General features: G+C 67.2%; 18 protein-coding genes. 9 read left to right on the forward strand and 9 right to left on the reverse strand.

Features of this window, described 5'->3' with window-relative positions; genetic code table 11:
• Positions 1-11: 11 nt before the first annotated feature.
• Positions 12-188, forward strand: coding sequence for a hypothetical protein (locus tag KZX42_RS04830; protein WP_248117613.1), 177 nt, complete (start codon positions 12-14; stop codon positions 186-188).
• Here the strand turns inward: KZX42_RS04830 and KZX42_RS04835 are convergent.
• The 4 genes from KZX42_RS04835 to KZX42_RS04850 all read right to left on the reverse strand — a co-directional run bounded on the left by KZX42_RS04835 (position 185) and on the right by KZX42_RS04850 (position 6461).
• A complete protein-coding gene (locus KZX42_RS04835) occupies positions 185-391 on the reverse strand; it encodes a hypothetical protein (RefSeq protein ID WP_248117615.1) in 207 nt (68 codons plus the stop codon). The two genes, KZX42_RS04830 and KZX42_RS04835, sit on opposite strands and share 4 nt — an antisense overlap.
• Positions 392-543: 152 nt before the next feature.
• A complete protein-coding gene (locus tag KZX42_RS04840) occupies positions 544-1977 on the reverse strand; it encodes a TolC family protein (protein WP_248117617.1) in 1434 nt (477 codons plus the stop codon).
• Positions 1977-5255, reverse strand: coding sequence for a multidrug efflux RND transporter permease subunit (locus KZX42_RS04845; protein WP_248117619.1), 3279 nt, complete (start codon positions 5253-5255; stop codon positions 1977-1979). The genes KZX42_RS04840 and KZX42_RS04845 overlap by 1 nt, the downstream gene beginning before the upstream one ends.
• A 3-nt stretch (positions 5256-5258) precedes the next feature.
• Positions 5259-6461: an efflux RND transporter periplasmic adaptor subunit gene (locus tag KZX42_RS04850; RefSeq protein ID WP_248117621.1), complete on the reverse strand. Its 1203-nt coding sequence runs from the start codon at positions 6459-6461 to the stop codon at positions 5259-5261.
• Between the two features lie 131 nt (positions 6462-6592).
• On the opposite strand from KZX42_RS04850, the gene KZX42_RS04855 reads away from it, so the two are divergent.
• Positions 6593-7201: a TetR/AcrR family transcriptional regulator gene (locus KZX42_RS04855; RefSeq protein WP_282438801.1), complete on the forward strand. Its 609-nt coding sequence runs from the start codon at positions 6593-6595 to the stop codon at positions 7199-7201.
• Positions 7202-7275: 74 nt separating this feature from the next.
• Here KZX42_RS04855 and KZX42_RS04860 read toward each other — a convergent pair whose 3' ends face one another.
• Together KZX42_RS04860 and KZX42_RS04865 are read right to left on the reverse strand one after the other, a co-directional pair.
• Positions 7276-8550 carry a sugar MFS transporter gene (locus tag KZX42_RS04860; RefSeq protein ID WP_248117625.1) on the reverse strand — a complete coding sequence of 425 codons (1275 nt, stop codon included), beginning with the start codon at positions 8548-8550 and terminating at the stop codon, positions 7276-7278.
• A gap of 190 nt (positions 8551-8740) precedes the next feature.
• On the reverse strand, positions 8741-11581 hold the full coding sequence (locus KZX42_RS04865; RefSeq protein ID WP_248117627.1) for a TonB-dependent receptor: 2841 nt from the start codon (positions 11579-11581) through the stop codon (positions 8741-8743).
• On the opposite strand from KZX42_RS04865, the gene KZX42_RS04870 reads away from it, so the two are divergent.
• Genes KZX42_RS04870 through KZX42_RS04880 form a run of 3 tightly spaced genes read left to right on the forward strand, consistent with a single transcriptional unit; the run spans position 11580 to position 15318 of the window.
• Entirely contained in the window at positions 11580-11873 is a 294-nt protein-coding gene (locus KZX42_RS04870) for a hypothetical protein (RefSeq protein ID WP_248117629.1), read from the forward strand. The two genes, KZX42_RS04865 and KZX42_RS04870, sit on opposite strands and share 2 nt — an antisense overlap.
• Positions 11870-13678 carry an alpha-amylase family glycosyl hydrolase gene (locus KZX42_RS04875; protein ID WP_248117632.1) on the forward strand — a complete coding sequence of 603 codons (1809 nt, stop codon included), beginning with the start codon at positions 11870-11872 and terminating at the stop codon, positions 13676-13678. Before KZX42_RS04870 ends, KZX42_RS04875 begins: the two co-directional genes overlap by 4 nt.
• Entirely contained in the window at positions 13675-15318 is a 1644-nt protein-coding gene (locus KZX42_RS04880; protein ID WP_248117633.1) for an alpha-amylase family glycosyl hydrolase, read from the forward strand. The genes KZX42_RS04875 and KZX42_RS04880 overlap by 4 nt, the downstream gene beginning before the upstream one ends.
• 5 nt (positions 15319-15323) lie before the next feature.
• Here the strand turns inward: KZX42_RS04880 and KZX42_RS04885 are convergent, their stop codons facing one another.
• Entirely contained in the window at positions 15324-16349 is a 1026-nt protein-coding gene (locus tag KZX42_RS04885; protein WP_248117635.1) for a LacI family DNA-binding transcriptional regulator, read from the reverse strand.
• A gap of 103 nt (positions 16350-16452) precedes the next feature.
• Here KZX42_RS04885 and KZX42_RS04890 point away from each other — a divergent pair, with 103 nt between their 5' ends.
• From KZX42_RS04890 to KZX42_RS04905, 4 genes are read left to right on the forward strand one after another with little or no spacing between them, the layout of a single operon-like run.
• Entirely contained in the window at positions 16453-18519 is a 2067-nt protein-coding gene (locus tag KZX42_RS04890) for a glycoside hydrolase family 97 protein (protein ID WP_248117637.1), read from the forward strand.
• Positions 18516-20021, forward strand: a complete 1506-nt coding sequence (locus KZX42_RS04895; RefSeq protein ID WP_248117639.1) for an MFS transporter — start codon at positions 18516-18518, stop codon at positions 20019-20021. Before KZX42_RS04890 ends, KZX42_RS04895 begins: the two co-directional genes overlap by 4 nt.
• Complete coding sequence (locus KZX42_RS04900; protein WP_248117641.1) at positions 20018-20959, forward strand: alpha/beta hydrolase-fold protein; 942 nt, start codon at positions 20018-20020, stop codon at positions 20957-20959. Before KZX42_RS04895 ends, KZX42_RS04900 begins: the two co-directional genes overlap by 4 nt.
• An 8-nt stretch (positions 20960-20967) precedes the next feature.
• Positions 20968-23340: a glucan 1,4-alpha-glucosidase gene (locus tag KZX42_RS04905; protein WP_248117643.1), complete on the forward strand. Its 2373-nt coding sequence runs from the start codon at positions 20968-20970 to the stop codon at positions 23338-23340.
• A gap of 57 nt (positions 23341-23397) precedes the next feature.
• Here the strand turns inward: KZX42_RS04905 and KZX42_RS04910 are convergent, their stop codons facing one another.
• Positions 23398-24093 (reverse strand): TorF family putative porin, encoded by a 696-nt coding sequence (locus tag KZX42_RS04910; protein WP_248117645.1) that lies wholly within the window; start codon positions 24091-24093, stop codon positions 23398-23400.
• A gap of 78 nt (positions 24094-24171) precedes the next feature.
• On the reverse strand, positions 24172-25515 hold the full coding sequence (locus KZX42_RS04915) for an ammonium transporter (RefSeq protein WP_282438802.1): 1344 nt from the start codon (positions 25513-25515) through the stop codon (positions 24172-24174).
• Positions 25516-25522 lie beyond the last annotated feature (7 nt).

A 25522-nucleotide genomic window follows, 5' to 3' on the forward strand; every position in this document is an offset into this window, starting at 1 on the left:
AGGAGAAGATCATGGACCGCGAACAGACCAAAGGGCGCGAAAAGAACGGCGCAGACCCTGCCGGAAAACCGGATGGGGCCACTTCCGACAAGGCGGTGAAGCGTGTTGGTCAGGCCGAGCAGAAGAGCGCCGGGCCGGACGGCCCGGACGCCTCGGTCATCGGCGACACCTTCAAGCGCAAGCCCTAGGCGGCGCGGCGCGCAGACAGCTGCGCCGCCAGGAGGTGGGCGTCATGCGCCCGCATCCGCTCGAAATTGCCCAGGCCCAGCGCCAGGGCGCGCATGACCTCGGTCTGGCGTGCGTGTTCCGGGCAGGCCGGCAGGGACGGCTCGGCCCGCGCCAGCTCGGCGTCCAGTTCGGCCATCATCCGGGCCAGGATTGCATCGTTCATCTGATCCTCCATCACGCCGCCGACCGCCGCAGACGGTTAGAGCATGGCCGGAACAAATGAGGAACACCGAGTCGATCGTCAGCCTGTGGACGAACGAAAAAAGGGCCGGGCGATGCGTCGCCCGGCCCTTCTGTTTCAGGATCGCTGCAGGATCAGCTGTCGGCCTGCCAGCCGCCGGCCAGGGCGCGGAACAGGGCGATCTGATAGGTGGTGACCAGGGCGTCGGACTGGGCCAGGGCCGCATCGGCCGCCGCCTGGGTGCGCTGGGCGTCCAGCACCAACAGGAAGCTGTCGGCGCCGGCGTTGAAGCGCAGGCGCGACAGGTCGGCGGCGCGGGCCGCCTGATCGCGCGCCTCGGTCAGGGCCGCGCGGCGGTCCAGCTCGTTGGCGTAGTTGCTCAGCGCCGTCTCCGTCTCCTGCAGGGCGGTCAGCACCGTCTGGTCGAATGTGGCCAGGGCCGCGTCCGACCGCGCGCCGGCCGCCTTGATCTGAGCCCGCGCGGCGAAGACATTGGGGAAGGACCAGCTGATCAGCGGGCCGAAGCTGAAGCGGAAGTTCTGGTCTTCGCCCAGATCGCCGGACTTCAGCGCGGTCGAGCCGTAGGAGCCGCCCAGGCTGATGCGAGGAAACAGGTTGGCGGTCGCCACATTCACGCGAGCGGCCGCGCCGGCCAGTTCCGCCTCGGCTTGGCGCACGTCGGGACGCCGGGCCAAAAGCGCGGCGCCGTCGCCGACCGGGATCGGCTGGGACAGCTGCGGCGGACGCACGCAGGACGCCGCCGCCTGGCTGGCCTCGGCCGGGGTGCGGCCGATCAGGGTCGACAGGCGGAACAGCGCCTCGTTGCGGGCGGCGCGCAGGGTCGGCAGGGTCGCCGCCGTCTGGGCCACGGCCGCGCGGGCGCTGGCCACGTCCAGCCCTGTGCCGGCCCCGCCGTCCAGCAGGGTCTGGGTCAGGCTGGCGGTGTTGCGTTGCAGCTCCAGCGTCCGTTCGGCCACCGCGATCTGGGCGTTGGCCGAGCAGGCGTCGGCATAGGCGCGGGCGGTCTCGGCCGCGACCGTCACCTGAACCGTAGCCAGAGCGGCCTCGGCGGCGCGGGTGTCGGCGCGGGCTGTCCGGATGGTCGATTCCACCCGGCCGAACAGATCGACCTCATAGGCCGCCTGGATGCCGACGTCGTAGGTGTCGACCTCGGGCGCCTTTTCGCCCGCCGGCAGGCCGGGGACGGTGGCGGCCGAGGCGCGGCTGCGCTGGGCCTGGGCGCTGGTCGTCGTGGTCGGGAAGCGGCCGACGCGCGCCTCTGACAGCGACGCCCGGACGGCGCGCAGATTGGCGAAGGCGGCCTCGAGCTGGTTGTTCTCGGCGAAGGCCTGCTGGATCAGGGCGTCCAGTTGCGGGTCGTCGTACAGCCGCCACCAGTCGTCGCGCGCCTGAGCAGTCGAGACGGTAGGGCTGGTCGAACCGACGAAGGCGCCGGTTCCGGCGGTCGGCAGGTCCGCCGTCGGCGCCTTCGGCCCGACCGCGCAGGCGGCCAGCAGGGCGCTGGACGCTGCGGCGGTCAGGAGGCTGAGCGTAGTTCTGCGGGTCATCAGATGTCCCCTCCCCGGCCGGTCACGGGCGCAGGCGCGTTCGGATCGGTCAGGTCGCTGGTTTCGTCGTAACCCTCGATCCGATCAGGGGTCGAGGTCGGCTTGGGTCCCGGCTTGTGACCCTGCGGCAGCTTGGACGACAGCCAGCGGCAGACCACATAGAAGACCGGGGTGAAGATCAGGCCGAAGAAGGTCACGCCCAGCATCCCCGAGAAGACGGAGGTGCCCAGCGACTGACGCATCTCCGCGCCCGGACCCGACGCCAGCATCAGCGGCACGACGCCGAGAATGAAGGCGAAGGAGGTCATCAGGATCGGACGCAGGCGGGTCTTGGCGGCGGCGACCGCCGCGTCGAACCGGTTCATGCCCTGCTCTTCCTCGGCCTGTTTGGCGAACTCCACGATCAGGATGGCGTTCTTGGCCGCCAGGGCGATCAGCACCACCAGCCCGATCTGGACCAGGATGTTGTTGTCCAGGCCCCGCAGGTTCACCCCCACGATGGCGGCGAGCAGACACATGGGCACGATCAGGATGACCGCCAGCGGAAGCGTGAACGCCTCATACTGCGCCGCCAGCACCAGGAAGACGAACACCACCGCCATCAGGAAGATGACCGTCGCGCCGGAACCGGCCGCCTTCTGCTGATAGGCCAGGCCCGTCCATTCGTAGGAGAAGCCCTGCGGCAGGGTCTGGGCGGCCATACGCTCCATGACCTGCAGCGCCTCGCCCGACGACACGCCCGCCGCGGCGTTGCCCTGAAGCTCGGCCGCCGGGAACAGGTTGTAGCGGACGATCCGCGACGGGCCCGAATCGTTCGTCAGATTGGCCACCGAACCGATCGGCACCATGGCCCCCGACGCCGACTTGGTCTTCAGATTGGCGATGTCGGCGATGTCGTCGCGCGCCTGCGGCTCCGCCTGCGCCGTCACCCGGAAGGTGCGGCCCAGCATGTTGAAGTCGTTGACGTAGGACGAGCCGAGATAGACCCCCAGGGTGTCGAACACGGCGCTGGGCTGGACCCCCATCATCAGCGACTTGTCGCGGTCGACGTCGGCGGTGATGCGCGGCGAGGCGGTGTTGTAGGTCGAGAAGACCTGGTTCACCTCGGTCGGCGCCTGGGCGGCCGCGCCCATCATGGCGAAGGTCGCGCCTTCCAGCGGACGATAGCCGGCGCCTTCGCGATCCTGGATCATCATCGAGAAGCCGTTGCCGGTGCCCAGACCCTGAACCGCCGGAGGGGCGATGACGAAGATCTGCGCGTCCTCGATCTGACCCGTGGCCTGGGTGATGGCCCCGGCCAGGGCCGTCGCGGCCTCCTGCTTCGAGCGCTCCTCGAACGGGTTCAGGCGCACGAAGATGGTGGCGGCGTTGGAGCCGAACGAGAAGCTGGAGCCGTCCAGGCCGGCGAAGGCGATGGCGCCGTTCACGCCGTCGGTCTTGCGGATGATGTCGGTGGCGCGCGTCATCACGGCCTCCGTCCGATCAAGCGAGGCGCCGGCGGGCAGTTGGATCACGCCGATCAGGAAGCCCTGATCCTGTTCGGGGATGAAGCCAGAAGGGGTGTCGATCAGGCGCCAGGCGGTCAGGCCCAGCAGGCCGGCATAAACGATCAGCACCAGGCCGACCGTACGCACCAGACGCGCGGTCAGACGACCGTAGCGATCCGACAGCCAGTCGAAGCCCTCGTTGAACTTCCGCCCGGCCCAGCCGCCGTAATAGACGACCGCGCCCAGGACGCCCGGCTTGCGGGCGTGTTCGTGGTCCTTCTTGTGCGGCTTGAGCAGCAGGGCGGCCATGGCCGGCGACAGCGTCAGCGACACGAACAGGGAGATGACCGAGGCCGAGGCGATCACCACCGCGAACTGGCGGTAGAAGATGCCGGGGATGCCGGGCACGAACATGGTCGGGATGAAGACCGAGATCAGCACCAGACCGATGGCGATCAGGGCGCCGGACACCTCCTGCATCGAGCGATAGGCGGCCTCCTTTGGACTGAGACCCTCGCTGATGGCCCGCTCCACGTTCTCGACCACGACGATGGCGTCATCGACGACGATGCCGACCGCGAGGACCAGGGCGAACAGGGACAGGGAGTTGATCGAATAACCCAGCGCCAACTGCACCGCGAAGGTGCCGACCAGGGCCACGGGAATGGCGATGATCGGGATGATGGCCGCACGCCAGGTCTGCAGGAAGACCATGATGACGATGACGACCAGGATGACGGCCTCGACCAGCGTATGCTGAACCGACTCCACCGAGGCGGCGACGAATTCGGTCGGGTTGTAGGGCACCGAGATGTTCATGCCGGCCGGCAGATCGGCCTTCAGGGCCTCGACCTCGGCCAGGACGCGGTCAGCGGTGCCGAGCGCATTGGCGCCGGGCTGCTGCACGATGGCGATGCCGACGCCGCGCTGGCCGTCGAAGAAGCCGCGAATGCCGTAATCCTGGGCGCCCAGTTCGATCCGCGCCACGTCGCGCAGATAGGTGACGCGCCCCTGAGCGTCCGTCTTCAGGATCACCTTGGAGAACTCTTCGGGATCGCTGAGGCGGCCCTGAACCTGGACCGGCAGCTGGAACGCGGCGGCGCTGTTGGCGAAGGGCGGCTGGCCGATGGAGCCGGCGGCCGCCTGGACGTTCTGGGCGCGCAGGGCCGAGACGATCTCGGGACCCGTCAGACCGCGCTCGGCCGCCTTGGCCGGGTCGATCCAGACGCGCATCGAATAGTTGCCGCCGCCGAACACCTGGACCGCGCCCACGCCCTCGATCCGCAGCAGGCGGTCGCGCAGGGTCGAGTTGGCGTAGTTGCCGACATAGTCGTTATCCAGCGTGCCGTCGGGCGACGTCAGGCCAAGGATCATCAGGAAGCCGCTTTCGGCCTTGTTGACGACCACGCCGGTCTGACGGACCGCCTCGGGCAGGCGGGGTTCAGCCAGGGCGACCCGGTTCTGGACCAGCACCTGAGCCGCGTCGAGGTCGGTTCCAGGCTGGAAGGTCACGGTGATCGCCACCGCCCCGTCCGAGGTGGACGAAGAGGTGATGTAGAGCATTTTCTCGACGCCGTTCACCTCCTGCTCGATGGGCGCGGCGACGGTCTCGGCCAGGGTCTCGGCCGAGGCGCCGGGATAGGCGGCGTTGATGGTGATCGTCGGGGGCGCGATCTCGGGATACTGCGACAGCGGCAGCAGCGGATAGGCCGCGATGCCGATGATGGAGATCACCACCGCGATCACGGCCGCGAAGATCGGCCGATCAATGAAGAAACGGAAGATGTTCATGGCTTAGCCAGCGGGAATGGAGTTGGCGAACGAGGCGCTGGACGCTGGCGCCGCCTGGGTGACCGGCGCCTGGGAGGCGTCGGCGGCGACGGGTTCGATCTTGCCGTTCTTGGGGGTGACCTTGGACCCCGGCTGGGCGGCGCGTTGCAGGCCGGCGATGATGACGCGGTCGGTCGGGGCCAGGCCCGAACGGACGACGCGCAGACCCTGGACGATCGGGCCCAGTTGGACCGCCTTGTTCGTCACGGTGCCGTCGGCGTTGACCACGGCGACGGTGCGGCGGGTCTGATCCGTGCCGATGGCCGAATCCGGCACCAGCAGGGCGTTATAGGCCCCAGCGCCGGCGACCTGGGCGCTGCCGAACATGCCGGGGCGCAGGAAGCCGTCGGCGTTGGGCAGGATGGCGCGCAGGCGGATCACGCCCGAAGCGGTGTCCACGGCGTTGTCCGAGAAGTCCAGACGGCCGGTGTGCTTGTAGGTGCTCTCGTCCTGCAGGCGCACGTTGACCGTCGCGCCCTGGTTGGCGCCGCCCTCACGCAGGTACTTCAGCAGCACCGCTTCCGAACCGTCGAAGACGAAGTGGATCGGCCCGCCCGAGATGATGGTGGTCAGGACGTCGCCCGCCGACGATCCGCCGGCGATGACATTGCCCGGATCGACGCGACGGTCCGACACCCGGCCCGAGGTCGGCGCCGTGACGCGGGTGTAGTCCAGGTTCAGGCGCGCATTGCGGACCGCGGCGTTGGCGGCCGCCAGATTGGCCTGGGCCGCATCGACGGCGGCCTTGTTGGAATCATACTCGGCCTTGGACACCGCTTGGGACGCCAGCAGCGTCTCGCTCCGGGCCAGGTTGGCGCGGGCCAGGGTCAGCTGCGACTGCATCTGAGCGACCTGGGCCTGGGCCTGGGCCAGGGCGGCCTGCGCGGGGCGGGGGTCCAGGGTGAACAGCAACTGGCCGCGCTGGACCATCTGACCGTCGCGGAAGTGGACGGCCTGGATATAGCCGCCGACGCGGGCGCGGACGTCCACCGTCTCCACCGCCTCGAACCGGCCGGTGAACTCGTCCCAGTCGCGCACCTGCTGCTGCAGGGGCGTCGCGACCGTCACCGGAGGCGCGCCTTGCGCCGGCGCTTCCGCCTTAGGCGAACAACCATAAAGCGCACCCGTCACCATGACGGATACCGCCGCAATCTTCAGCCCGCGCATCTGCGCAATCTCCCTGTCGGAGGTAAATTCCTGTCGAGCGGACAGAGGCCAATGGGGAGTCGGCCTTGTCAACGCATGGTGACTTGATGGTCGGAGCCGTGGCGCTTGTCAACACGCGTTGACAAAGCCATATGGGAGCTACGGTTATTGTTCTGTGGAGTGTCACACCCTTGTTATGTCCCGGCCCACGCCCGAGAAACGCCGCCGCCACGCGCACGGCCATTCTCGATGCAGCGCGCGAAAGGTTCGCGGCCGAGAGCTATGACGACGTCGGCATGCGTGACATCGCCCGCGACGTCGGGGTCGACGCCGCCCTGATCAGCCGATATTTCGGCTCCAAGGACGATCTGTTTCTGGCCGCGCTGGACAGCTGCGGCGACGGCAGCAGCCTGATGTCGGGCGACAAGTCCGAGTTCGGCGCGCGCGCGGCCAACGAGATCGTGTTCGAGCCCAAGACCGCCGAAAAGCTCAAGGGCATGTCGATCATGCTGCGCTCCATCGGCTCGAACAAGGCGGCGGAGATGGTGCAGACGACCTGCACCGCGCGCTTCTTCGGCCCCCTGGAGGAGTGGCTGAGCGGACCGAACGCCACGGTGCGCGCGCGGCTGCTGGCCGGCTTCATCATGGGCATGTCCGTCAGTCGCGAGCTGGGCGGGGGCAGTTTCAACATCGAACCGGCCCAGTGCGAAGAGATGCGCGACCGGCTGGCCCCCATTCTTCAGGCGTTGATCGACGGCTGATCGTCGCGGCGGAATGACAGAAGGGCGCGGAGGTCTCCCTTCCGCGCCCTTTGTCTTGTCCGGCGTCTCGCTCCTTAGTGCGAAGCGGTCGTCGTCACCTCTGTCCTCGCCTTGGTGCGGATACAGGCGATGGCGAAGATGGTCAGGCCGACGTAGCCCAGCATCGGCACGATGAACGCCGGCTGCAAATTGCCCGCCGCGTCGGCGATGCGCGCCGCCACCTGCGGCAGCAGGGCGCCGCCGATGATGCCGAACACCAGCAGGCCCGACGTCGCCGAGGTCGGGGCGGTGGACCGCTCCAGCGTCAGGGTGAAGATGGTGGGGAACATGATGGAGTTGAACAGACCGATGGACAGGACGGCATAGGCCGCCGTCGGTCCGCCCAGCTGGCTTACGGTCAGGCACAGGATGGCGGCCGCGACCGTGCAGAAGGCCAGGACGATACCAGGGCGCACCTTGGTCAGGACGGCCGAGCCGATGAAGCGGCCGACCATGGCGCCGCCCCAGTACAGGGCGACCATCTTGCCCGCCGTCTCGATGGGGGCGTTCAGGATTTCAGGGCTTTCCAAGAAGTTGGTCAGCATCCCGCCGATGGCCACCTCTGACCCGACATAGAGGAAGATGGCCAGGGCGCCGAAGATCGCCCAGGGCGAAGACAGGGCCTTCAGCGGCGACACGGCCTCGGTCGTCGCCGGGGCGGCGGCGTTGATCTTCTTGCGCGCCGTGAAGATGAAGACGGCGACCAGGGCGAAGAAGGAACCCATGCCCAGGAAGGCCATGTCGATGCTGCGCAGCGACTGGGTGCGGGTTGCGGCGGTCACGACCGCGCCGGCGGCGAAGACCCCGCCGGTCAAGAGGACGTGCGACCCCAGCCAAGGCCCGATCGTCGTGCCCAGCGAGTTGAAGGCCTGCGACAGGTTCAGACGGCTGGAGGCGCCCTTGGGGCTGCCCAGCTCGGCGACCAGCGGATTGGCGGCGACCTGCAGCAGGGTGACGCCCGAGGCGATCACGAACAGGGCGATCAGCACGCCCGGATACCAGTCGGCGGCGGTCGCGGCCGGCACGATCAAGCAGCCCGCCACCATCACGATCAGGGCGCCGATGATCGAGCGGCTATAGCCCAGCTTGCTCAGCACCGAGGCGGCCGGCAGCGACATCAGCCCATAGGCGATGAACCAGGCGAAGGTGGTCAGGAAGGCTTCGGCGTTGTTCAGGTCGAACACCCGCTTCACGGCCGCGATCAGCGGATCGATCAGCGAGGTGGCGAAGCCCCAGGCGAAGAACAGGGTGGTGACATAGGCGAAGGCCAGGCCTGCGCCCTGGCGTTTTCCAGCGTCCGTCGTGGTCATGAAAGTCAGATCCCCCAGAGGCGTCATAGGCCGCGCTGCGCCGCGCGGTTCTTCAGATCGACGTGGTTCCGACATCGCAGGCCGTGCGTCCAGCCGAAAAGCGCGCCCTGTAACCAAACTTTTGCCGCCGCACGAAAAACGGGCCGCCCCGCGAACGGGACGGCCCTCAGTCTGCTCGGAGAGAAAAGGATCAGAACTTGTAGTTCAGACCGACCGCGAAGGTGCGGCCATAGTGCTGGTAGTCGATGGTCTGACGCTCATCACCGTTCTGGAAGGTCTTGAACGGTTCGTCGGTCAGGTTGTTGACCTGGGCCAGAACGGACAGACCCTCCAGCGCGCCAGACTGGAACTCGTAGCCGATCTGGGCGTCGACCACGGTTTCCGCCGCCACAGAACGCAGGGTGCGGCCGTTGCCGAAGCCGGCGACCTCGCCCAGGTAGTCCGAGCGATAGCGGGCCGAAATCCGCGACTGGAAGCCGTACCGCTCATAATACAGCGAGCCGTTGATGACATTCTCCGAAAGACCCGGCAGGGCGGTCGGCGCCTGGGTCGGATCGGGCTGGACCTCGCTGTCCGTCGTCGAGGCGCTGAACTGGGCGCCGAAACCTTCCAGCGCGGGATGGAAGATGTCGAACGGCGCCGAGATCGACAGCTCCAGACCCTTGATCCAACCGCCTTCGCCGTTGTCGGGGGCCGAGGACTTGCCGAAGTTGATGACGGGCGTCACGCCGCCGGTCGGATAGCCGGTGAAGTCGAAGATCTGATCGTGGTTATAAACGTAGCTTTCCAGATGCTTGTAGAAGGCCGCCAGCGAGATGTAGCCCTTGCGATTGGCGAAATACTTCTCGAACGAAATATCCGCCACGTCAGCGATATAGGGGGTCAGCGTCGGATTGCCTCCAGAGGCGCTCCAGGGAGAGTTCTGGTCGGCCGACGCATTGCCATTATTCTTACCGTTGTCGAACGAATAGTTCCGCGAGGCGCGCATGTCGTCCATGCGGGCGCGAGCCAGGGTGCGGGCGGCCGCAAAGCGCACGAAGGCATCGTCCGCAACCTGCAGGATGAAGTTCGAGCTGGGCAGGATCTCCAGATAATCCTTCCCGCCCGACACCGCGACCGTTTCCGATACCCCGAGTCCAGCCTGACGGGCCGAGAAGCCGGTGGAACTCTGGTCCGTATAGACGAACTGCATGCCCACATTGCCGGTCAACGGCAGGCCGAACAGGTTGTGGTCGATGTTGGCGCGGACATAGGCGGTGGAGACCTTCTCGGTCACCTCCCAGTTGCCCGAGATGACATCGGCGTTCGGGTTGCGAATGCGGTTCAGCGCGCCGCTGTTGAGCAGTCCCAGAGCGTCATAGCTCAGCACCTGCGAGATGCCGAGATAGCCCAGGTCGGTCGGGTCCAGCAGGAAGGCGGTCGGCACGGTCAGATCGCCGCCGCCGGGGACGCCCAGATAATACTGATCGTTGACGAAGGTCTTCTGACGTTCGGTGTAGTTGAAGCCGAAGTCGATCGACTTGAACGGGCTCTGGTGCAGTTGGCGCGTGACCGAGAAGCGGGCGGCCTTCAGCTCGTCCTCGATGGACGGGGTGTTCAGATAACCGGCCTGACCCTCGGGGATCACGTCGCCGCCCCAGCCCTGCGGGCTGGTGATCTTGATCAGCGTCGGATCGGCGTAGTTCAGACGACTGGTGAAGCGGGTCACGCCGTCGCCGGTCAGCTGGAAGCCCAGGGTGTCCAGGGCGCCGTTGATGTTGCGGCCGGTGCCGGCGTTGGTTTCCAGGATGATGTCGTTACGCTCGACCTTCGAATAGCTGAGGTCGAGGTTCGCCGACCAGTCGTCGCTGAGCGTGAACTCGGTGTTCCAGCCCAGGGCCGTGATGTTGCTGTCGCGCTTGTTCAGGTCGTTGCGGACCACACCCTTGATGTTGTCCCAGGTTCCCGCGACGATCAGGCCATCCTCGACCGTGTAACCGGGACGCAGCGACGGCGCCGGACGGCAGACGTTGGGGGTCGCGACGTTGTTGGTGATCTGACAACCGCCCAGAACGACAGGATTGGTGCTGCGGTTAGGATTTTCAGCCAGGCCGCCCCAGGCCAGCGGGAATTCGATGCCGCGCAGAACCTGGGTGTTCTTGAACTCGGAATAGAAGGCGTCGATCGTCGAGTGGATACGGTCATTCGGGCGCCATTCCAGCACGCCCATATAGCCGTCGCGCTCCAGCTCCGACGACATGACGTAGGGCTTGACCCCGCCCGTCAGCAGATTTCCGTCGCTGTAGTTGGGATAGCCCCAGGCGTTGAACCGCTCGGACTGATAGGGCGAGCTCATGTGGGCGTAGCCCAGGGCCACGCCCAGGGTGCCGTCCAGGAATTGATCGACGTAGGAGACGGTGTAGCGGTCGCCCTTGTCGGTGGTGCCCGAGTTCAGGGCGCCGATGTCGTTCCACTCGTGGCGATAGTTCAGGGCGATGGCCTGGCGGCCATAGGCCAGCGGGCGCACGGTGCGCAGGTCGACTGTGCCGCCCAGGCCCTGGCCGATCAGGGCCGAATCCGGGGTCTTGTAGACGACGACGCTGGACAGCAGTTCGGCGGGGAACTGGTCGAACTCGACGCCGCGGTTGTCGCCGGTGGTGACCAGCTCACGGCCGTTCAGCAGGGCGGTGGTGAAGTCGGGGCCCAGACCCCGGATCGAGATCGCCTGGCTGCGGCCGTCCAGCCGCTGCATCGTCACGCCCGGCAGACGCGCCAGGGATTCCGCGATGGACACGTCCGGCAGCTTGCCGATGTCCTCGGAGGAAATGACCTCGACGATCGAGGTGTTGTTGGCCTTGGCCGAGATCGAGGCTTCGATCGAGCGGCGAATGCCGGTGACGACGATTTCGCCGACTTCGGTCGGCTGGTCGCCCGCCTGAGCGGTGGTCGTCGCGGTGGTCTGGGCGTGGGCCGAGCCGACCGTCATGACGGCGGCGGCGCCGAAGGCGACACCGGACAGCAGACGCGCGCGTCGGTTGAGACGTTGGAACATGATCATCCTCCCTGGGGCTGATCGCATTTCTGAACGTCGCGACCCTAAGCCGTCGCAAAAATATGCAAATCTTCGCGGACCTTGCAAGCAGTTAATGTTGCCGCCGCCTTACGGCCTTCACAAGGGCGGGATTTTTGCAGCTGCAACACCTGATAGCGGCTTTAAGGCACGCATAGTGTTTGCATCGCAGCAAAAACAACCCGCGTTGACAGCCGGGGCCATTGCTGCAAAATCTTGCAAACTGATCTGGAAGGCTTTGCATCGGCCAGACGTGTGGGAGCGACGACCATGAACACCGCCAAGACACGAAACAGATGGCGCGCGGCTGCGGCCGCTGCCGCCCTGATGTCCGCCGGCTCGGCCCTGGCCCAGACCGCCCCGACGCCCGCCGGGCTGAAGGCGCTGCGCCAGCGCCCGCCCCAGGACGAGGTGATCTATTTCCTGCTGCCCGACCGGTTCGCCAACGGCGATCCGGCCAACGACCACGGCGGCTATGCCCCTCAGCGGCTGGTCAGCGGCTTCGATCCGACCGACACCGACTTCTATCACGGCGGCGATCTGGCGGGCGTGATCCAGCGGCTGGACTATATTCAGGGTCTAGGCGCGACGGCCGTGTGGCTGGCGCCCATCTTCAAGAACAAGCCGGTCCAGACGCATGGCGACTACACCGGCGCGGCGCACCACGGATACTGGATCACCGACTTCACCACGGTCGATCCCCATTTCGGCGACGAGGCGACGATGCGCGCCCTGGTCGATGCGGCCCATGCGCGCGGCATGAAGGTGTATCTGGACATTGTGGCCAACCACACCGCCGACGTCATCCGCTACCGCGAATGCCCGCAGAACGACTGCGCCTATCGCAGCCGCGCCGACTATCCCTATACGCGCAAGGGCGGGGTGGACGGCGCGCCGATCAACGACAGCTTCGACGGACGTGACTTTTCGCGCCTGATCCGGCCCGACTATGCTTACAGCCCTTACGTCCCGGCGGGCGAGGAGAACGCCAAGGTTCCGGCCTGGCTGAACGATCCGATCCGCTATCATAACCGCGGCGAGAGCACCTTTTCGGGCGAAAGCAGCCTGGACGGCGACTTCGCCGGTCTGGACGACCTGCTGACCGAGGATCCGGTGGTCGTGCAGGGCATGATCGACATCTTCGGCGGCTGGATCGATCGATACGGCATCGACGGCTATCGCATCGACACCGCCCGCCATGTGAACCCCGAGTTCTGGCAGGCCTTCATCCCCGCCATGACGGCCCGCGCCGCCGCCAAGGGCATTCCCAACTTCCACATCTTCGGTGAGGTCTATGACCCCGATCCGGCGGTGACGGCGCGGTTTACGCGGGTCGATGGGTATCCGGCGGTGCTGGATTTCCCGTTCCAGAAACAGGCGACCGACGTGGCGGCGGGCAAGGTCGGGACCGACGCCCTGGCCAAGCTTTTCGACGCCGATGCGATCTATGCGAACGGCGCCGAGACGGCCGCCATCCTGCCGACCTTCCTGGGCAATCACGATATGGGCCGGATCGGCTTCTTCGTGAAACAGGCGAACCCGAACGCAGACGACGCCGAACTGCTGGCCCGTATCAAACTGGCCCATGCGCTTATGATGTTCAGCCGAGGCGTGCCCACCCTCTATTACGGCGACGAGCAGGGCTTCGCCGGCGCGGGCGGATACGGAAACTCACGCCAGGACATGTGGCCCAGCCGCACGCCGATCTATGCGAACGAGACGCCCGTCGGCGGCCGCCGAGCGGCCTATTCGACCGAGGCGCCGCTGTATAAGGCCATAGCGGAAATGGCGCGTCTGCGCGCCGCCGAACCGGCGCTGCGTCGCGGTCGTCAGGTCGTTCGGGCCTATGGCGACAAGCCGGGTCTGTTCGCCCTGTCTCGCCTGACCGACGACGACGGCGAGGTGCTGGTTCTGTTCAACAGTTCGACCGCCCCCGTCAGCGCCCAGGTCGAGGTGGAGCCCGGCTCGCTTCGGTGGCAGGCTTTGCGCGGCGACTGCGCGGCCCGTTCGTCGGCGCCCGCCAGCGTCGCCGTTCGCGTTCCCCCTCTCGATTACCTTGTCTGCAAGAGCGTGCCGTGACCGCCCAGCCCATCGACTTTTCCCCGGCGGCCGTCGCCCCTGCACTCGGCCACGACTGGTGGCGGGGCGCGGTCCTGTACCAGATTTATCCGCGCAGCTTCGCCGATGCGAACGACGACGGCGTGGGCGACCTGCGGGGCATCACGGCGCATCTGGACCACGTCGCCAGCCTGGGCGTGGACGGAGTGTGGCTGTCGCCCTTCTTCAAGTCGCCGATGAAGGACTTCGGCTATGATGTGTCGGACTATTGCGACGTCGATCCGATCTTCGGGAGCCTGGCCGATTTCGACGCCCTGATGGCGCGCGCCCAGGCGCTGGGGCTGAAGGTCGTCATCGACCAGGTCTTCTCCCATACCTCGGACGAACACCCCTGGTTCACCGCCAGCCGCACCAGCCGCAATGGCGAATACGCCGACTGGTATGTCTGGGCGGACGCCAAGCCGGACGGCTCGCCCCCGTCGAACTGGCAGTCGGTGTTCGGCGGCCCGGCCTGGACCTGGGATGCGCGGCGCGGCCAGTATTACATGCACAACTTCCTGGCCTCTCAGCCTCAGCTGAACGTCAGGAACCCGGCGGTGCAGGACGCCCTTATCGCGGCGGCGCGGTTCTGGCTGGATCGGGGGGTGGACGGTTTCCGGCTGGACGCCATCAACTTCGCCATCCACGACCCGTCGCTGAAGGACAATCCGCCGATCCAGGACGGTAAGAAGCGGACACGGCCGTTCGACTTTCAGGACAAGATCTACAACCAGTCCCATCCCGACATCATCGGCTTCCTGAACCGCATCCGGGCCCTGACCGACAGCTATGACGCCCGGTTCACCGTGGCGGAGGTCGGCGGCGACCACGCCGACCGCGAGATGAAGGAATTCACCGCCGGGAACGACAGGCTGCACTCGGCCTACGGCTTTCTCTACCTCTACGCCGACACGCTGAAGGGCGAACTGATCGGCCAGGGCGACCAGATGTGGCCGGACCAGCAGGGCGAGGGCTGGCCGTCCTGGACCTTCTCGAACCACGACGCGCCACGCGCGGTGTCGCGCTGGGCCAAAGGGCGCGACGAGAAGGCGTTTTCGGAGATGGCGCTGCTGCTGCTGATGAGCCTGCGCGGCAATGTCTTCGTCTATCAGGGCGAGGAGTTGGGCCTGCCGCAGGCCGAGGTGCCGTTCGAACGGCTCGTCGACCCCGAGGCCATCGCCAACTGGCCCCAGACCTTGGGACGCGACGGCGCCCGCACCCCGATGCCCTGGGTCGAGACCGCACCCAACGCCGGATTTTCGACGGTGGAGCCGTGGCTGCCGGTCGATCCACGCCACCTGTCCCTGTCGGTCGATACGCAGGAGGCGGACCCGAACTCTGTCCTGCACGCTGCGCGCCGCATCATCGCTCTGCGTCATGCCCACCCGGCGCTGCGCACCGGCGGGCTGGAGATCGAAAGCGCCGGCGACCTCGTGGTCTTCCGCCGGTTCGAACGGACTGCGGGCGGCGAGCGCCTGCTGTGTGTGTTCAACCTGGGCTTCGAGGCCTTGGACTGGTCCCCGCCCGTCGGCGCGCGCCCGATCGCGGCGGTCAACTGGACGGAAGCGGACGGCGCGGCGCTGAAGCCGCTGGCCGGCCTGATCTTCGCCGAAGCCGGATGAGGGGTTCAGCCGCCGCAGGTCTCGCGAACGATCAGTTCGGTCGGAACGCGCTCGGACCGGCCCGCGCCCATGCCCGTCGACGCGCCGCCGTGATCCAGCAGTTTGGACACCATCAGCCGACCGGCCTTCATCGTGTCCTGGGCGATGGTGCTGAGCGCAGGGCGCGAATAGCGGCTGAAGGGCACATTGTCGAAGCCGATGACCGAGACCTGACCCGGCACATCGACGCCGGCGTGCAGCAGGGCGCGCACGGCCCCCAGCGCGATCTGGTCGGACGCCGCCACCACCCCGTCGAAGGCGACGCCGCGTCGAATCAGGGCGTCCACGGTCGCCTCTGCCGATTCGACCTCGAAATGGGCGGGCACGATCCGTTCGGCGTTCGCCTCCAGCCCGGCCTGGGTCAGGGCGTCCAGATAGCCGCGATGCCGCTGCATGGCCTCGGGCGGATCCAGGTCGCCCAGGAAGACGATGCGCTTTCGCCCCAGCCGCGCCAGATGCAGGGTCGCGCGGCGTCCGCCCGAGATATTGTCCGAGCCGATGGAGCAGTAATCCTGATCCGGCAGTTCGGCGCCCCAGACGACAAATCGGTGGTCGGCGTCCACCAGCCGGTTGAAGGCGGAATGCAGGCTGGACTGGCCCAGGAAGATCACCCCGTCCGCCCGGCTGGTGTTCAACGCCGCCGACAGTTCGTCATAGTTGGCGGGCGAGATATGGCTCATCAGCAGGTCGCAGCCGCGTTCGCGCGCCGCCTCGCCCACCCCGGCCAGCAGTTCCAGGAAGAAGGGGTCGCTGAGGCGCCCTTCCCGCCCCTGCGGGCGCGGCACGACCAGGGCGATGGTGCCCTGGGCGCCGATGGGGCCGGCCGGCATGTGACGGCGGAACGGATAGTCATGCTCCTTGGCCAGCTTCCAGATCGTCTGTTTGGTGCGGTCGTTGACGGCGGGGCTGTCGTTCAGGGCGCGCGAGGCGGTGGCGATAGACACCCCGGCCAGGCGGGCGATGTCTTCCAGACGGGTGGTCTTGCGGCTCAAGGTCGCGGGTCCTTACGGCAGCATGGTGAAGCTGCAAATTTTTCTGCAAATATTTCAGCCACCGTTCGCGGCGGTTGGCAAGAGGCGGCGTAACGGAGTTCCCATGATGCAGCGCAGATCCTTTCTGGCCCTTGGCGGCGTGTCGATCCTGGCGTTCGGGGCGACGGGTGTTCGGGCCCAGACAACGCCCGCCCATGCCCGCGCCTCGTCGCCGGGCGGGGTGCTGACGGTCGAGGCCTTCACCGACAATGACGGGCGGCCGATGTATTCGGTCCTGCGCCAGGGCCGGGTCGTGGTGGCGCCGTCCAAGCTGGGCTTCCTCTTGACCGACGCCCCCGCCATTGAGCGCGGTCTGGCGATCACCGCCGGTCAGCCGGTCACGGTGGATGACACCTGGGAGCAGCCGTGGGGCGAGCGCCGCTTCATCCGCAACCACTACAACGAATGGCGTGTCGTCTATGCCGAGACCGGGGGCCTGCAACGCCGTGTGGACGTGGTGTTCCGCCTGTATGACGACGGCCTGGGCTTCCGTTACGAATTCCCGGATCAGCCCGCGTTGAAGACCGTCCGCATCGGCTCGGAACTGACCGAGTTCAATCTGGCGGAAAATGGCGAGGCCCTGTGGTGCCCGGCCTGGGAATGGAATCGCGAGGAATACCTCTACGACCGCACCCCCATCGACGCGGTCGGCAGCGCCCAGACGCCGATGACGGTCAAGGGGCGGTCCGGCCTGCACGTCTCGATCCACGAGGCGGCCTGCATCGACTACGCCGGCATGAATCTGCGTCGCTCAGAGGCAACGAACTTCCGGGCCCAGTTGACGCCCGGCCTGACCAATGCGGCGGTGGTGCGCCAGGCGCCGTTCAACACCCCGTGGCGCACGCTGCAGATCGCCGACAATGGGGCGGGACTGATCGAATCCAGCCTGATCCTGAACCTGAACGAGCCGAACAAGCTGGGCGACGTGTCGTGGTTCAAGCCGATGAAATATTTCGGCGTATGGTGGGAGATGCACCTGGAGCTGAAGACCTGGAACGCTGGCCCCAAGCACGGCGCCACCACAGAAAATACGATCAAACACATCGACTTCGCCGCCAAACACGGCCTGGGCGGGGTGCTGGTCGAAGGCTGGAACAAGGGCTGGGACGGCCAGTGGTTCGCCAACGGCGCGGACTTCAGCTTCACCGAGGCCTATCCCGATTTCGACATCGAGGCGGTCTGCGCCCATGCGCGCTCCAAGGGCGTGCAGTTGATCGGCCACCACGAGACCGGCGGCAACGCCTTCCACTACGAGCAGCAGCTGGAGCCGGCGATGGCGCTGTACGAGCGGCTGGGCGTCCATTCGGTCAAGACCGGCTATGTCGCTGATGCGGGCGGGGCGCGCGTGGCGGGGCCGGACGGCCGGATGGTCATGGCCTGGCACGAAAGCCAGCCGATGGCCCAGCACCATATGCGCGTGATCGAGGCCGGCGCCCGGCACAAGGTCGCCGTCAACGCCCACGAGCCGTTCAAGGATACCGGCCTGCGCCGCACCTATCCCAATATGATCAGCCGCGAGGGCCAGCGCGGCATGGAATATTCGGCCTGGGGCAACCCCGGCAATCCGCCCGAGCATGAACCGAACCTGGTCTTCACCCGCCTGCTGGCCGGGCCGATGGACTATACGCCCGGCATCTTCGGCATGGAGACGCGCAGCCCAGGCGGTGTGCAGACGACCTGGGCGAAACAGCTGGCCCTGTATGTCGTCATCTACAGCCCGATCCAGATGGCGGCGGACCTCTTGGTCAACTACGAGGCCAATCCCGGCCCGTTCCAGTTCATCAAGGACGTGCCGTGCGACTGGGCCGAGACCCGCGTGCTGGCCGCCGAGATGGGCGACTATGTCGTGATCGCCAGAAAGGACCGCGCCTCCGACGTCTGGGCCCTGGGCGCCGTCACCGACGAGCATCCGCGCGTCCTGAACGCGCCGCTGGACTTCCTGGACGCGGGCCGCCGCTATCGCGCCGAAATCTACCGCGACGGCCCGGACGCCGACTATAGGGTCAAGCGCGAGGACATCGTGATCGAGCAGCGCGAGGTGACATCCGGCGACGTCCTGACACTGGCCCTGGCCCCCGGCGGCGGCCAGGCGATCCGGTTCGTGCCGATGGGCCGGGGGCGTCGGAGATGACCCTCCTCTCCCACCGCCCGCGCCTGTCCGGCCTGGCGATCTGGAACATGTGCGTCGGCTTCTTCGGCATCCAGATCGGCTTCGGCCTGCAGAACGCCAACACCAGCCGCATCTTCCAGACCCTGGGGGCCGAGGTCGATACGCTGGCCATCCTGTGGATCGCCGCGCCGCTGACGGGTCTGCTGGTCCAGCCGATCATCGGCCATTTCAGCGACAAGACCTGGACCCGGTTCGGGCGGCGGCGGCCCTATTTCCTGATCGGGGCCATCGCCACGACCCTGGCGCTGATCGCCATGCCCAACAGCCCCAGCCTGTGGTTCGCCGCCGCCATGCTGTGGATCATGGACGCCTCGATCAACATCACAATGGAGCCGTTCCGCGCCTTCGTCGGCGACAACCTGCCCGAGGAGCAGCGCACCGCCGGCTATGCGATGCAGAGCTTCTTCATCGGCGCGGGCGCGGTCTTCGCCTCGACCCTGCCGTGGTTGCTGTCCAACGTCTTCCACGTCGCCTCGACGGCCGAGGCGGGCGTCGTGCCCCTGTCGGTCAGGATCGCCTTCTATGTGGGCGCCGTGGGCCTGTTCGCAGCCGTTCTGTGGACTGTGCTGTCGACCAGGGAATACAGTCCCGAACAGATCGCCGCCTTCGAACGGGCCGGCACGCCGGTCGCCGATGACGCGCCTGAAGCGCCGGCCCGGTCGGTGCGCGGCTGGCTGGGATCGGGCCTGATCTGCCTGGTGCTGGGGGTTCTGGCGCTTGGCCTGATCGCGGCGCTGGGGCTTGAGAAGGAGTTGCTGATCCTGGGCGGTTTTGTCGCTGGATTTGGCCTTCTGATGATCGCCGTCGGCATGATGCAGCGGCGGGGCGTGGTCAACGCCGCGACCGAGATTCTGAACGACATCTTCCGTATGCCGCAGACGATGCGCGGCCTGGCGGTGGTTCAGTTCTTCAGCTGGTTCGCCCTGTTCGCCATGTGGATCTACACCACCGCCGCCGTGACCCGCGTCCATTACGGCGCGACCGACACGACATCCGCCGCCTATGCGGCCGGCGCGGACTGGGTGGGGGTGCTGTTCGGCGTCTATAACGGCGTGGCGGCCCTGGCGGCCTTCACCCTGCCGGTCATCGCCAAGCGGATCGGGCGCAGGGCGACCCATGCGCTGATGCTGCTGCTGGGCGCGGCCGGCCTGTTTGGCGTCTTCGCCATTCGTGAGCCGGGCCTGCTGTGGCTGCCGATGATCGGCGTCGGCTTCGCCTGGGCGTCGATCGTCTCCATGCCCTACGCCATCCTGTCGGCGGCGGTCCCGGACCGAAAGATGGGCGTCTATATGGGGGTGTTCAACATCTTCATCGTGGTGCCGCAGTTGCTGGCCGCCACGGTCCTGGGCCTGATCCTGAAGACCCTGTTCGACGGCCAGGCCATATGGGCCCTGGTGCTGGGCGCGGGCTCCTTCGTGCTTGCGGCAGCCAGCGCCCTGCTGGTCAAGGAGCATCGGGCATGAACCGGCGAAGCCTGCTGGCCCTGCTGGCCGCCCTGCCCTTCGCCGGCGCGGCCCGCGCCGAGGGCCCCATCGCGGGCGGGCGCCTGATCGTCCACCCAGACATGGCTTCAGCCCATGCGAAGGCGCGCAAGGTCTCCATCTGGCTGCCGCCGGGATACGAGGGGGCGGACGCCCGCCACCCGGTCCTCTATATGCATGACGGCCAGAACCTGTTCGATGCGGCCACGGCCAACTTCGGCGAATGGGGCGTGGACGAGCATCTGACACGCCTGATCGCGGGCGGTCAGGTGCGCGCGCCCATCGTCGTCGGCGTGTGGAACACCGATCTGCGCCTCAGGGAATATGTGCCGGCCGACCTGATCGCGGCCCTGCCCGTTGATATGCGCGAAGAGGTTCAGGCCATCTATGGCGGCCCGTCGCTGTCCGACGGCTATCTGCGGTTCCTGGCCGAGGAACTGAAGCCCTTCGTCGACCGGACCTATCGCACCCTGACCGGGCCTCAGGATACGATGATCGCCGGGTCCAGCATGGGTGGTCTGATCTCGATGGCTGCGGTGATGAAGCGGCCCGACGTCTTTTCCGCCGCCGCCTGTCTGTCCACCCACTGGCCGCTGAAGGTCGAGGGGCTGGAGGCGGGCGCGGCGCTGGACGCCTGGCGCGAGCGACTGGTCGCCGCCTGGACCGGCGTGATCGAACGCGGCCTGCCGGCGCCGGGCGCGCACCGCTTCTATTTCGACCGGGGCGACGAGACGCTGGATCAGTTCTACGCCGACTTCCAGACCCAGGTGGACCAGTCGTTCCGTCGTCGCGGCTATGCCCCCGGCGATTTCCAGAGCCTGGTCTTCCCCGGCGCCCAGCACACCGAGGCGTCGTGGAACCAGCGTCTGGACGCGCCTCTGACCTTCCTTCTTTCCCCCGCCCCCACGCGCAACCCGTGAGGACCACAATGCGTCACTTCCGTACCTTCTGCCTCGCTGGCGCCGCCGGCCTGGCCCTCGCTTCCGCAGCGACCGCCCAGTCGGGCGTCGCCCCCGGCGCCCCCGGCGCGCCGCCCGTCTGGTCCAGCGCGGCCAAGACCGGCGCCGGATCGTCCTACGAAGCCTATGTCGATGGCCAGTATCGCGACGGCGGCCCGACCGGCGCGGTGTCCAAGGTCTGGTATTCCATCGCTGACGGCGTCCTGACCGAGACGATGTACGGCCTGATCCATGAGGCCCAGATCAAGGCCCTGCGCTTCGCCGGCGTCACCCAAGACGGCCTGGTCGTCGAAGGCCCGGACACCACCAGCCGCACTGAATATCTGCACGTGGACGCGCAAGGCCGGCCGCTGTCGCCCGCCTATCGCATCACCACCCGCGACAAGAACGGCCGCTTCCAGATCGAGAAGCAGATCTTCAGCGACCCGGACCGCAACGCCCTGGTTCTGCGCGTCACGATCACGGCGCTGAAGGGCGAGGTGACGCCCTATCTGATGCTGGAGCCGCACATCGCAAACACCGGCGTCGATGACCGTGGCCAGGTCACGCGCGACGGCTTCCACGCCTGGGAAGGCGACACCCATCTGTTCCTGAAGCCCAGCCAGGCGTTCGAAAAGGCCAGCGTCGGCTTCGTCGGAACCTCAGACGGTCTGACCGATCTGAAGGACGGCAAGCTGGACTGGACATACGCCTCGACCGGCGACCAGGCGGGCAACACCATGATGACCGGCGCCCTGCCCCGGATGCGCGAAAGCACCCAGATCACGCGGGACTTCGTCATCGGCTTCGGTCAGAGCGAGGCCGAGGCGCGCGCGGCGGCGGACGGATCGTTCGCCACGGGACTGGACGAGGTGCTGGCGCGCTTCAACGGCGAGGGCGAGCGCGTGGGCTGGGAGGACTATGTCGCTTCCCTAACCGAACTGCCGCGCATCGCCGAACAGGCGACGGACGGCGGCAAGCTGGCCTACGCCTCGGCCCTGATGCTGAAGGTTCAGGAAGATCGCACCCATGCCGGCGCCCTGATCGCCAGCCTGTCCAACCCGTGGGGCGACACGGTGGACGCCTCGAAATCCTCGACCGGCTACAAGGCCGTCTGGCCGCGCGACTTCTATCAGGTGGCGATGGCTCTGGCGGCGCTGGGCGACAGGGAGACGCCGCTGGCGGCCTTCAACTATCTGCCCCAGGTCCAGGTGGGCGCAAATACGCCCGGCAACACCGGCGTCGGCGGCTGGTTCCTGCAGAAGACCCATGTGGACGGCGAACTGGAATGGGTCGCGGTCCAGCTGGACCAGACGGCCATGCCGATCATGCTGGGCTATCGTCTGTGGAAAATGGGCTGGCTGTCGGACGCCCAGATGACCGAACACTATCGATCCATGCTGAAGCCGGCGGCCGACTTCCTGGTCGATGGCGGCAAGGTCGGCCTGCTGTGGAACGATGCCGAGATCAAGCCGCCCTTCACCCAGCAGGAACGCTGGGAGGAGCAGCAGGGCTATTCGCCGTCATCGACCGCCGCCGTGGTCGCGGGCCTGACGGTCGCCGCAGAAATGGCCCGCGCCTCGGGCGACGCCGCCGGGGCGGCCCGCTATCAGGCGGCGGCCGACAACTACGCCTCCAAGATCGAAGAGCGGATGTTCACCACCAACGGCGACTTCGGCGACGGCCGCTACTTCATCCGCATCACCCAGAACGAGAACCCCAACGACAAGGCCCCGATCGGCGCCGCCAACGGCCAGGTCGCCCCGGCGGAGGACAAGGTGGTGGACGGCGGCTTCCTGGAGCTGGTCCGCTACGGCGTGCGCAAGGCCGACGATCCGCACATCGTCGCCACCCTGCCCGTCTATGACGACCAGGGGCTGGATGACCTGTATCGCGTCCGCTTCGATTTCGGCCCCGAGGGCGACAAGACGCCGGGCTGGCGCCGTTACGGCGTGGACGGCTATGGCGAGGATCATGTCACCGGCGCCAACTATGGCGTCGGCGGCGAGATGAGCCCCGGTCAGCGCGGCCGCGTCTGGCCCTTCTTCACCGGCGAACGCGGTCACTACGAACTGGCGCGCGCCAGCGTGAAGGGCGCGCCCTCGGCCGCCGACATCGCCGCCATCCGCCAGACCTATGTGCGCGGGATGGAGCGGTTCGCCAACGACGGCCTGATGCTGGCCGAACAGGTCTGGGACGGGGTCGGCAACCCCACGGCCCGCGACTACGCCTTGGGCCAGAACACCGACTCGGCCACCCCCCTGGCCTGGACCCACGCGGAATATCTGAAGCTGCTGCGGTCGCTGGCCGACGGCAAGGTCTGGGACAGCTACGATCCCGTCCACGACCGCTACGCCCGCTGAACGAAAAAGGCCCCGGAGAGCGATCTCCGGGGCCTTTCACCTCTGGGCTTTGGTGGATCAGAAGGTCAGCTTCAGGCCGCCCACGATCCGGTCGTCGGCGGCCGGAACGCCTTTGACGTTGGTGTCGTAGTAGCGCACGTCCAGCCCCAGATTGTCGGTCAGGGCGTAGCCGACGGCAAGGTTCCATGTGGTGTAGTCGCTGCTGACATTCAGCCACTGATGGCCGACGGCGCCGGAGACGGTCCATTTGGGCGCCGGGGCGAAGGCGCCGTTGATCTCGGCATAGGTCGCCTCCTTATCCACGCCGTAGAAGTCCGGCGAGTAATAGACGGCGGCGCCGACAGTGGCGGGACCCACGGCGCGCGACGCGGCGGCCTTGAACTCGGCGTAGTTATAGTCCGCGCCCTTGGGCTCGCCCGCATAGAGGTAGCCGATCACGCCGAAGTCCCAAGCGAAGCCCGCCGCCTCGGTGCGATAACCGCCATAGACGTCGATCTCCGCATCGGTGTCGTCGCCGAAATCGACGTTGGAGGCCCAGGCGCCGGCGTAGAAGCTGCCTGAGGTCAGATCGACACCGCCCTGGATGGCCGGGTCCTCGCCCGTCTGGCTGAAGCCCCGGAAGATGTAGTCGCTGACGACGCCCACGTTCCAGGCCACCTTGACGTCGCTCTGGGCCGAGGCCGGGCTGGACACGCCGATCAGGGCCGTGGCGAGGGCGCCGGCGGCGGCCGCACGAAACAGGTTCTTGATCATAGTTTTATCCCCTTGTTTTGATTGATGAACCGGCGGCGATGGCCGGGCGCGGGAATGGAGCCGCGCCCGGTCGCCGGATCAGTGTTCCAGCGCTTCGCCGTGCAGCGAGGTGTCCAGGCCGGCCGCCTCTTCCGCCTCGCTGACCCGCAGGCCCGTGGTGAACTTGCAGATCATCAGGATGATCAGCGTGCCCACGGCGCTGTAGACGATGGTCCACAGAAGACCCAGGGCCTGGGCGCCGACGTTGGCGCCTTCCGAAAGGCTGTTGATCGCGGTGGTGGCGAAGACGCCTGTGAGCAGGGCGCCGATCAGACCGCCGGCGCCGTGGATGCCGAAGGCGTCCAAGCTGTCGTCGTAACGCAGCAGTTTCTTGACCCACACCGAGGAGGCGTAGCAGGCCGGACCGGCGATCAGACCGATGATCACCGCGCCCTTGGGATCGACGAAGCCGGCCGCCGGGGTGATGGCGACCAAGCCCGCGACCACGCCCGACAACATGCCGATCAGCGAGACCTTCTTCTTCTCGATATATTCGACGATCTTCCAGGTCAGGGCGGCGGCGGCGGCGGCCAGCAGGGTATTCAGCAGCGCCACGCCCATCAGGTCGTTGGCCGCGCCCGCCGAGCCGGCGTTGAAGCCGATCCAGCCGACCAGCAGCAGGCTGGCGCCGATCATGGTCAGGACCGGATTGTGCGCCAGGATCGGCTCGATCCCATAACCCTTGCGACGGCCCAGGACGATGGCGCAGACCAGACCCGCGACGCCCGAGTTGACGTGAACCACCGCGCCGCCGGCGAAGTCCAGCACGCCGGCCGAACCCAGGAAGCCGCCGCCCCAGACCCAGTGGCAGATCGGCGCATAGACCAGCAGCGACCACAGGGCGGTGAACAGCAGAAGCGCCGAATATTTCATCCGCTCGGCGAAGGCGCCGGTGACCAGCGCCGGGGTGATGATGGCGAAGGTCATCTGGAAGGAGATGAACAGGAACTCGGGAATGCCCGGCAACAGGGCGTTGGCGGTTTGGAGCGACACGCCGTTCAGGAACAGCATGTCCAGGCTGCCGATGAAGGGTTGAAGGCCAGCGCTTCCGTTCTTGCCGAACGCCAGGCTGTAGCCGGCGATGAACCACACCAGCGACACCACCGCGAAAACGCCGACGGACTGGGTGATGGTGGCGATCACGTTCTTTTTGCGCACCATGCCGCCATAGAACAGCGCCAGACCGGGGAGGGTCATCAGCAGAACCAGGGCGGTGGAGGTGCCGAGCCAGGAGGCCCCGGCGCTGTCCAGCACCAGCGGAGCCTGGTGGCCTAGAAGCGTGGGCGCCGCCGCCTGCGCCTGGGCCGCGCCGGCGCCGATAAGACAGAGTGTGGGAAGGACGAGGCCCGCGGCCCCGATAAGTCGGTTTCCAAGCTGCGACATGAAATAG

The sequence above is a fragment of the Brevundimonas sp. EYE_349 genome (assembly GCF_023147505.1).
Classification (GTDB): Bacteria; Pseudomonadota; Alphaproteobacteria; order Caulobacterales; family Caulobacteraceae; genus Brevundimonas.

Coding starts and splice junctions, on each gene's coding strand:
- KZX42_RS04870 (WP_248117629.1), top strand. CDS start 11,580: ATGATCATCCTCCCTGGGGCTGATCGCATTTCTGAACGTCGCGACCCT.
- KZX42_RS04910 (WP_248117645.1), bottom strand. CDS start 24,093: ATGATCAAGAACCTGTTTCGTGCGGCCGCCGCCGGCGCCCTCGCCACG.
- KZX42_RS04860 (WP_248117625.1), bottom strand. CDS start 8,550: ATGACCACGACGGACGCTGGAAAACGCCAGGGCGCAGGCCTGGCCTTC.
- KZX42_RS04855 (WP_282438801.1), top strand. CDS start 6,593: ATGGGAGCTACGGTTATTGTTCTGTGGAGTGTCACACCCTTGTTATGT.
- KZX42_RS04850 (WP_248117621.1), bottom strand. CDS start 6,461: ATGCGCGGGCTGAAGATTGCGGCGGTATCCGTCATGGTGACGGGTGCG.
- KZX42_RS04895 (WP_248117639.1), top strand. CDS start 18,516: ATGACCCTCCTCTCCCACCGCCCGCGCCTGTCCGGCCTGGCGATCTGG.
- KZX42_RS04845 (WP_248117619.1), bottom strand. CDS start 5,255: ATGAACATCTTCCGTTTCTTCATTGATCGGCCGATCTTCGCGGCCGTG.
- KZX42_RS04915 (WP_282438802.1), bottom strand. CDS start 25,515: ATGTCGCAGCTTGGAAACCGACTTATCGGGGCCGCGGGCCTCGTCCTT.
- KZX42_RS04900 (WP_248117641.1), top strand. CDS start 20,018: ATGAACCGGCGAAGCCTGCTGGCCCTGCTGGCCGCCCTGCCCTTCGCC.
- KZX42_RS04865 (WP_248117627.1), bottom strand. CDS start 11,581: ATGTTCCAACGTCTCAACCGACGCGCGCGTCTGCTGTCCGGTGTCGCC.
- KZX42_RS04840 (WP_248117617.1), bottom strand. CDS start 1,977: ATGACCCGCAGAACTACGCTCAGCCTCCTGACCGCCGCAGCGTCCAGC.
- KZX42_RS04830 (WP_248117613.1), top strand. CDS start 12: ATGGACCGCGAACAGACCAAAGGGCGCGAAAAGAACGGCGCAGACCCT.
- KZX42_RS04835 (WP_248117615.1), bottom strand. CDS start 391: ATGAACGATGCAATCCTGGCCCGGATGATGGCCGAACTGGACGCCGAG.
- KZX42_RS04890 (WP_248117637.1), top strand. CDS start 16,453: ATGATGCAGCGCAGATCCTTTCTGGCCCTTGGCGGCGTGTCGATCCTG.
- KZX42_RS04875 (WP_248117632.1), top strand. CDS start 11,870: ATGAACACCGCCAAGACACGAAACAGATGGCGCGCGGCTGCGGCCGCT.
- KZX42_RS04905 (WP_248117643.1), top strand. CDS start 20,968: ATGCGTCACTTCCGTACCTTCTGCCTCGCTGGCGCCGCCGGCCTGGCC.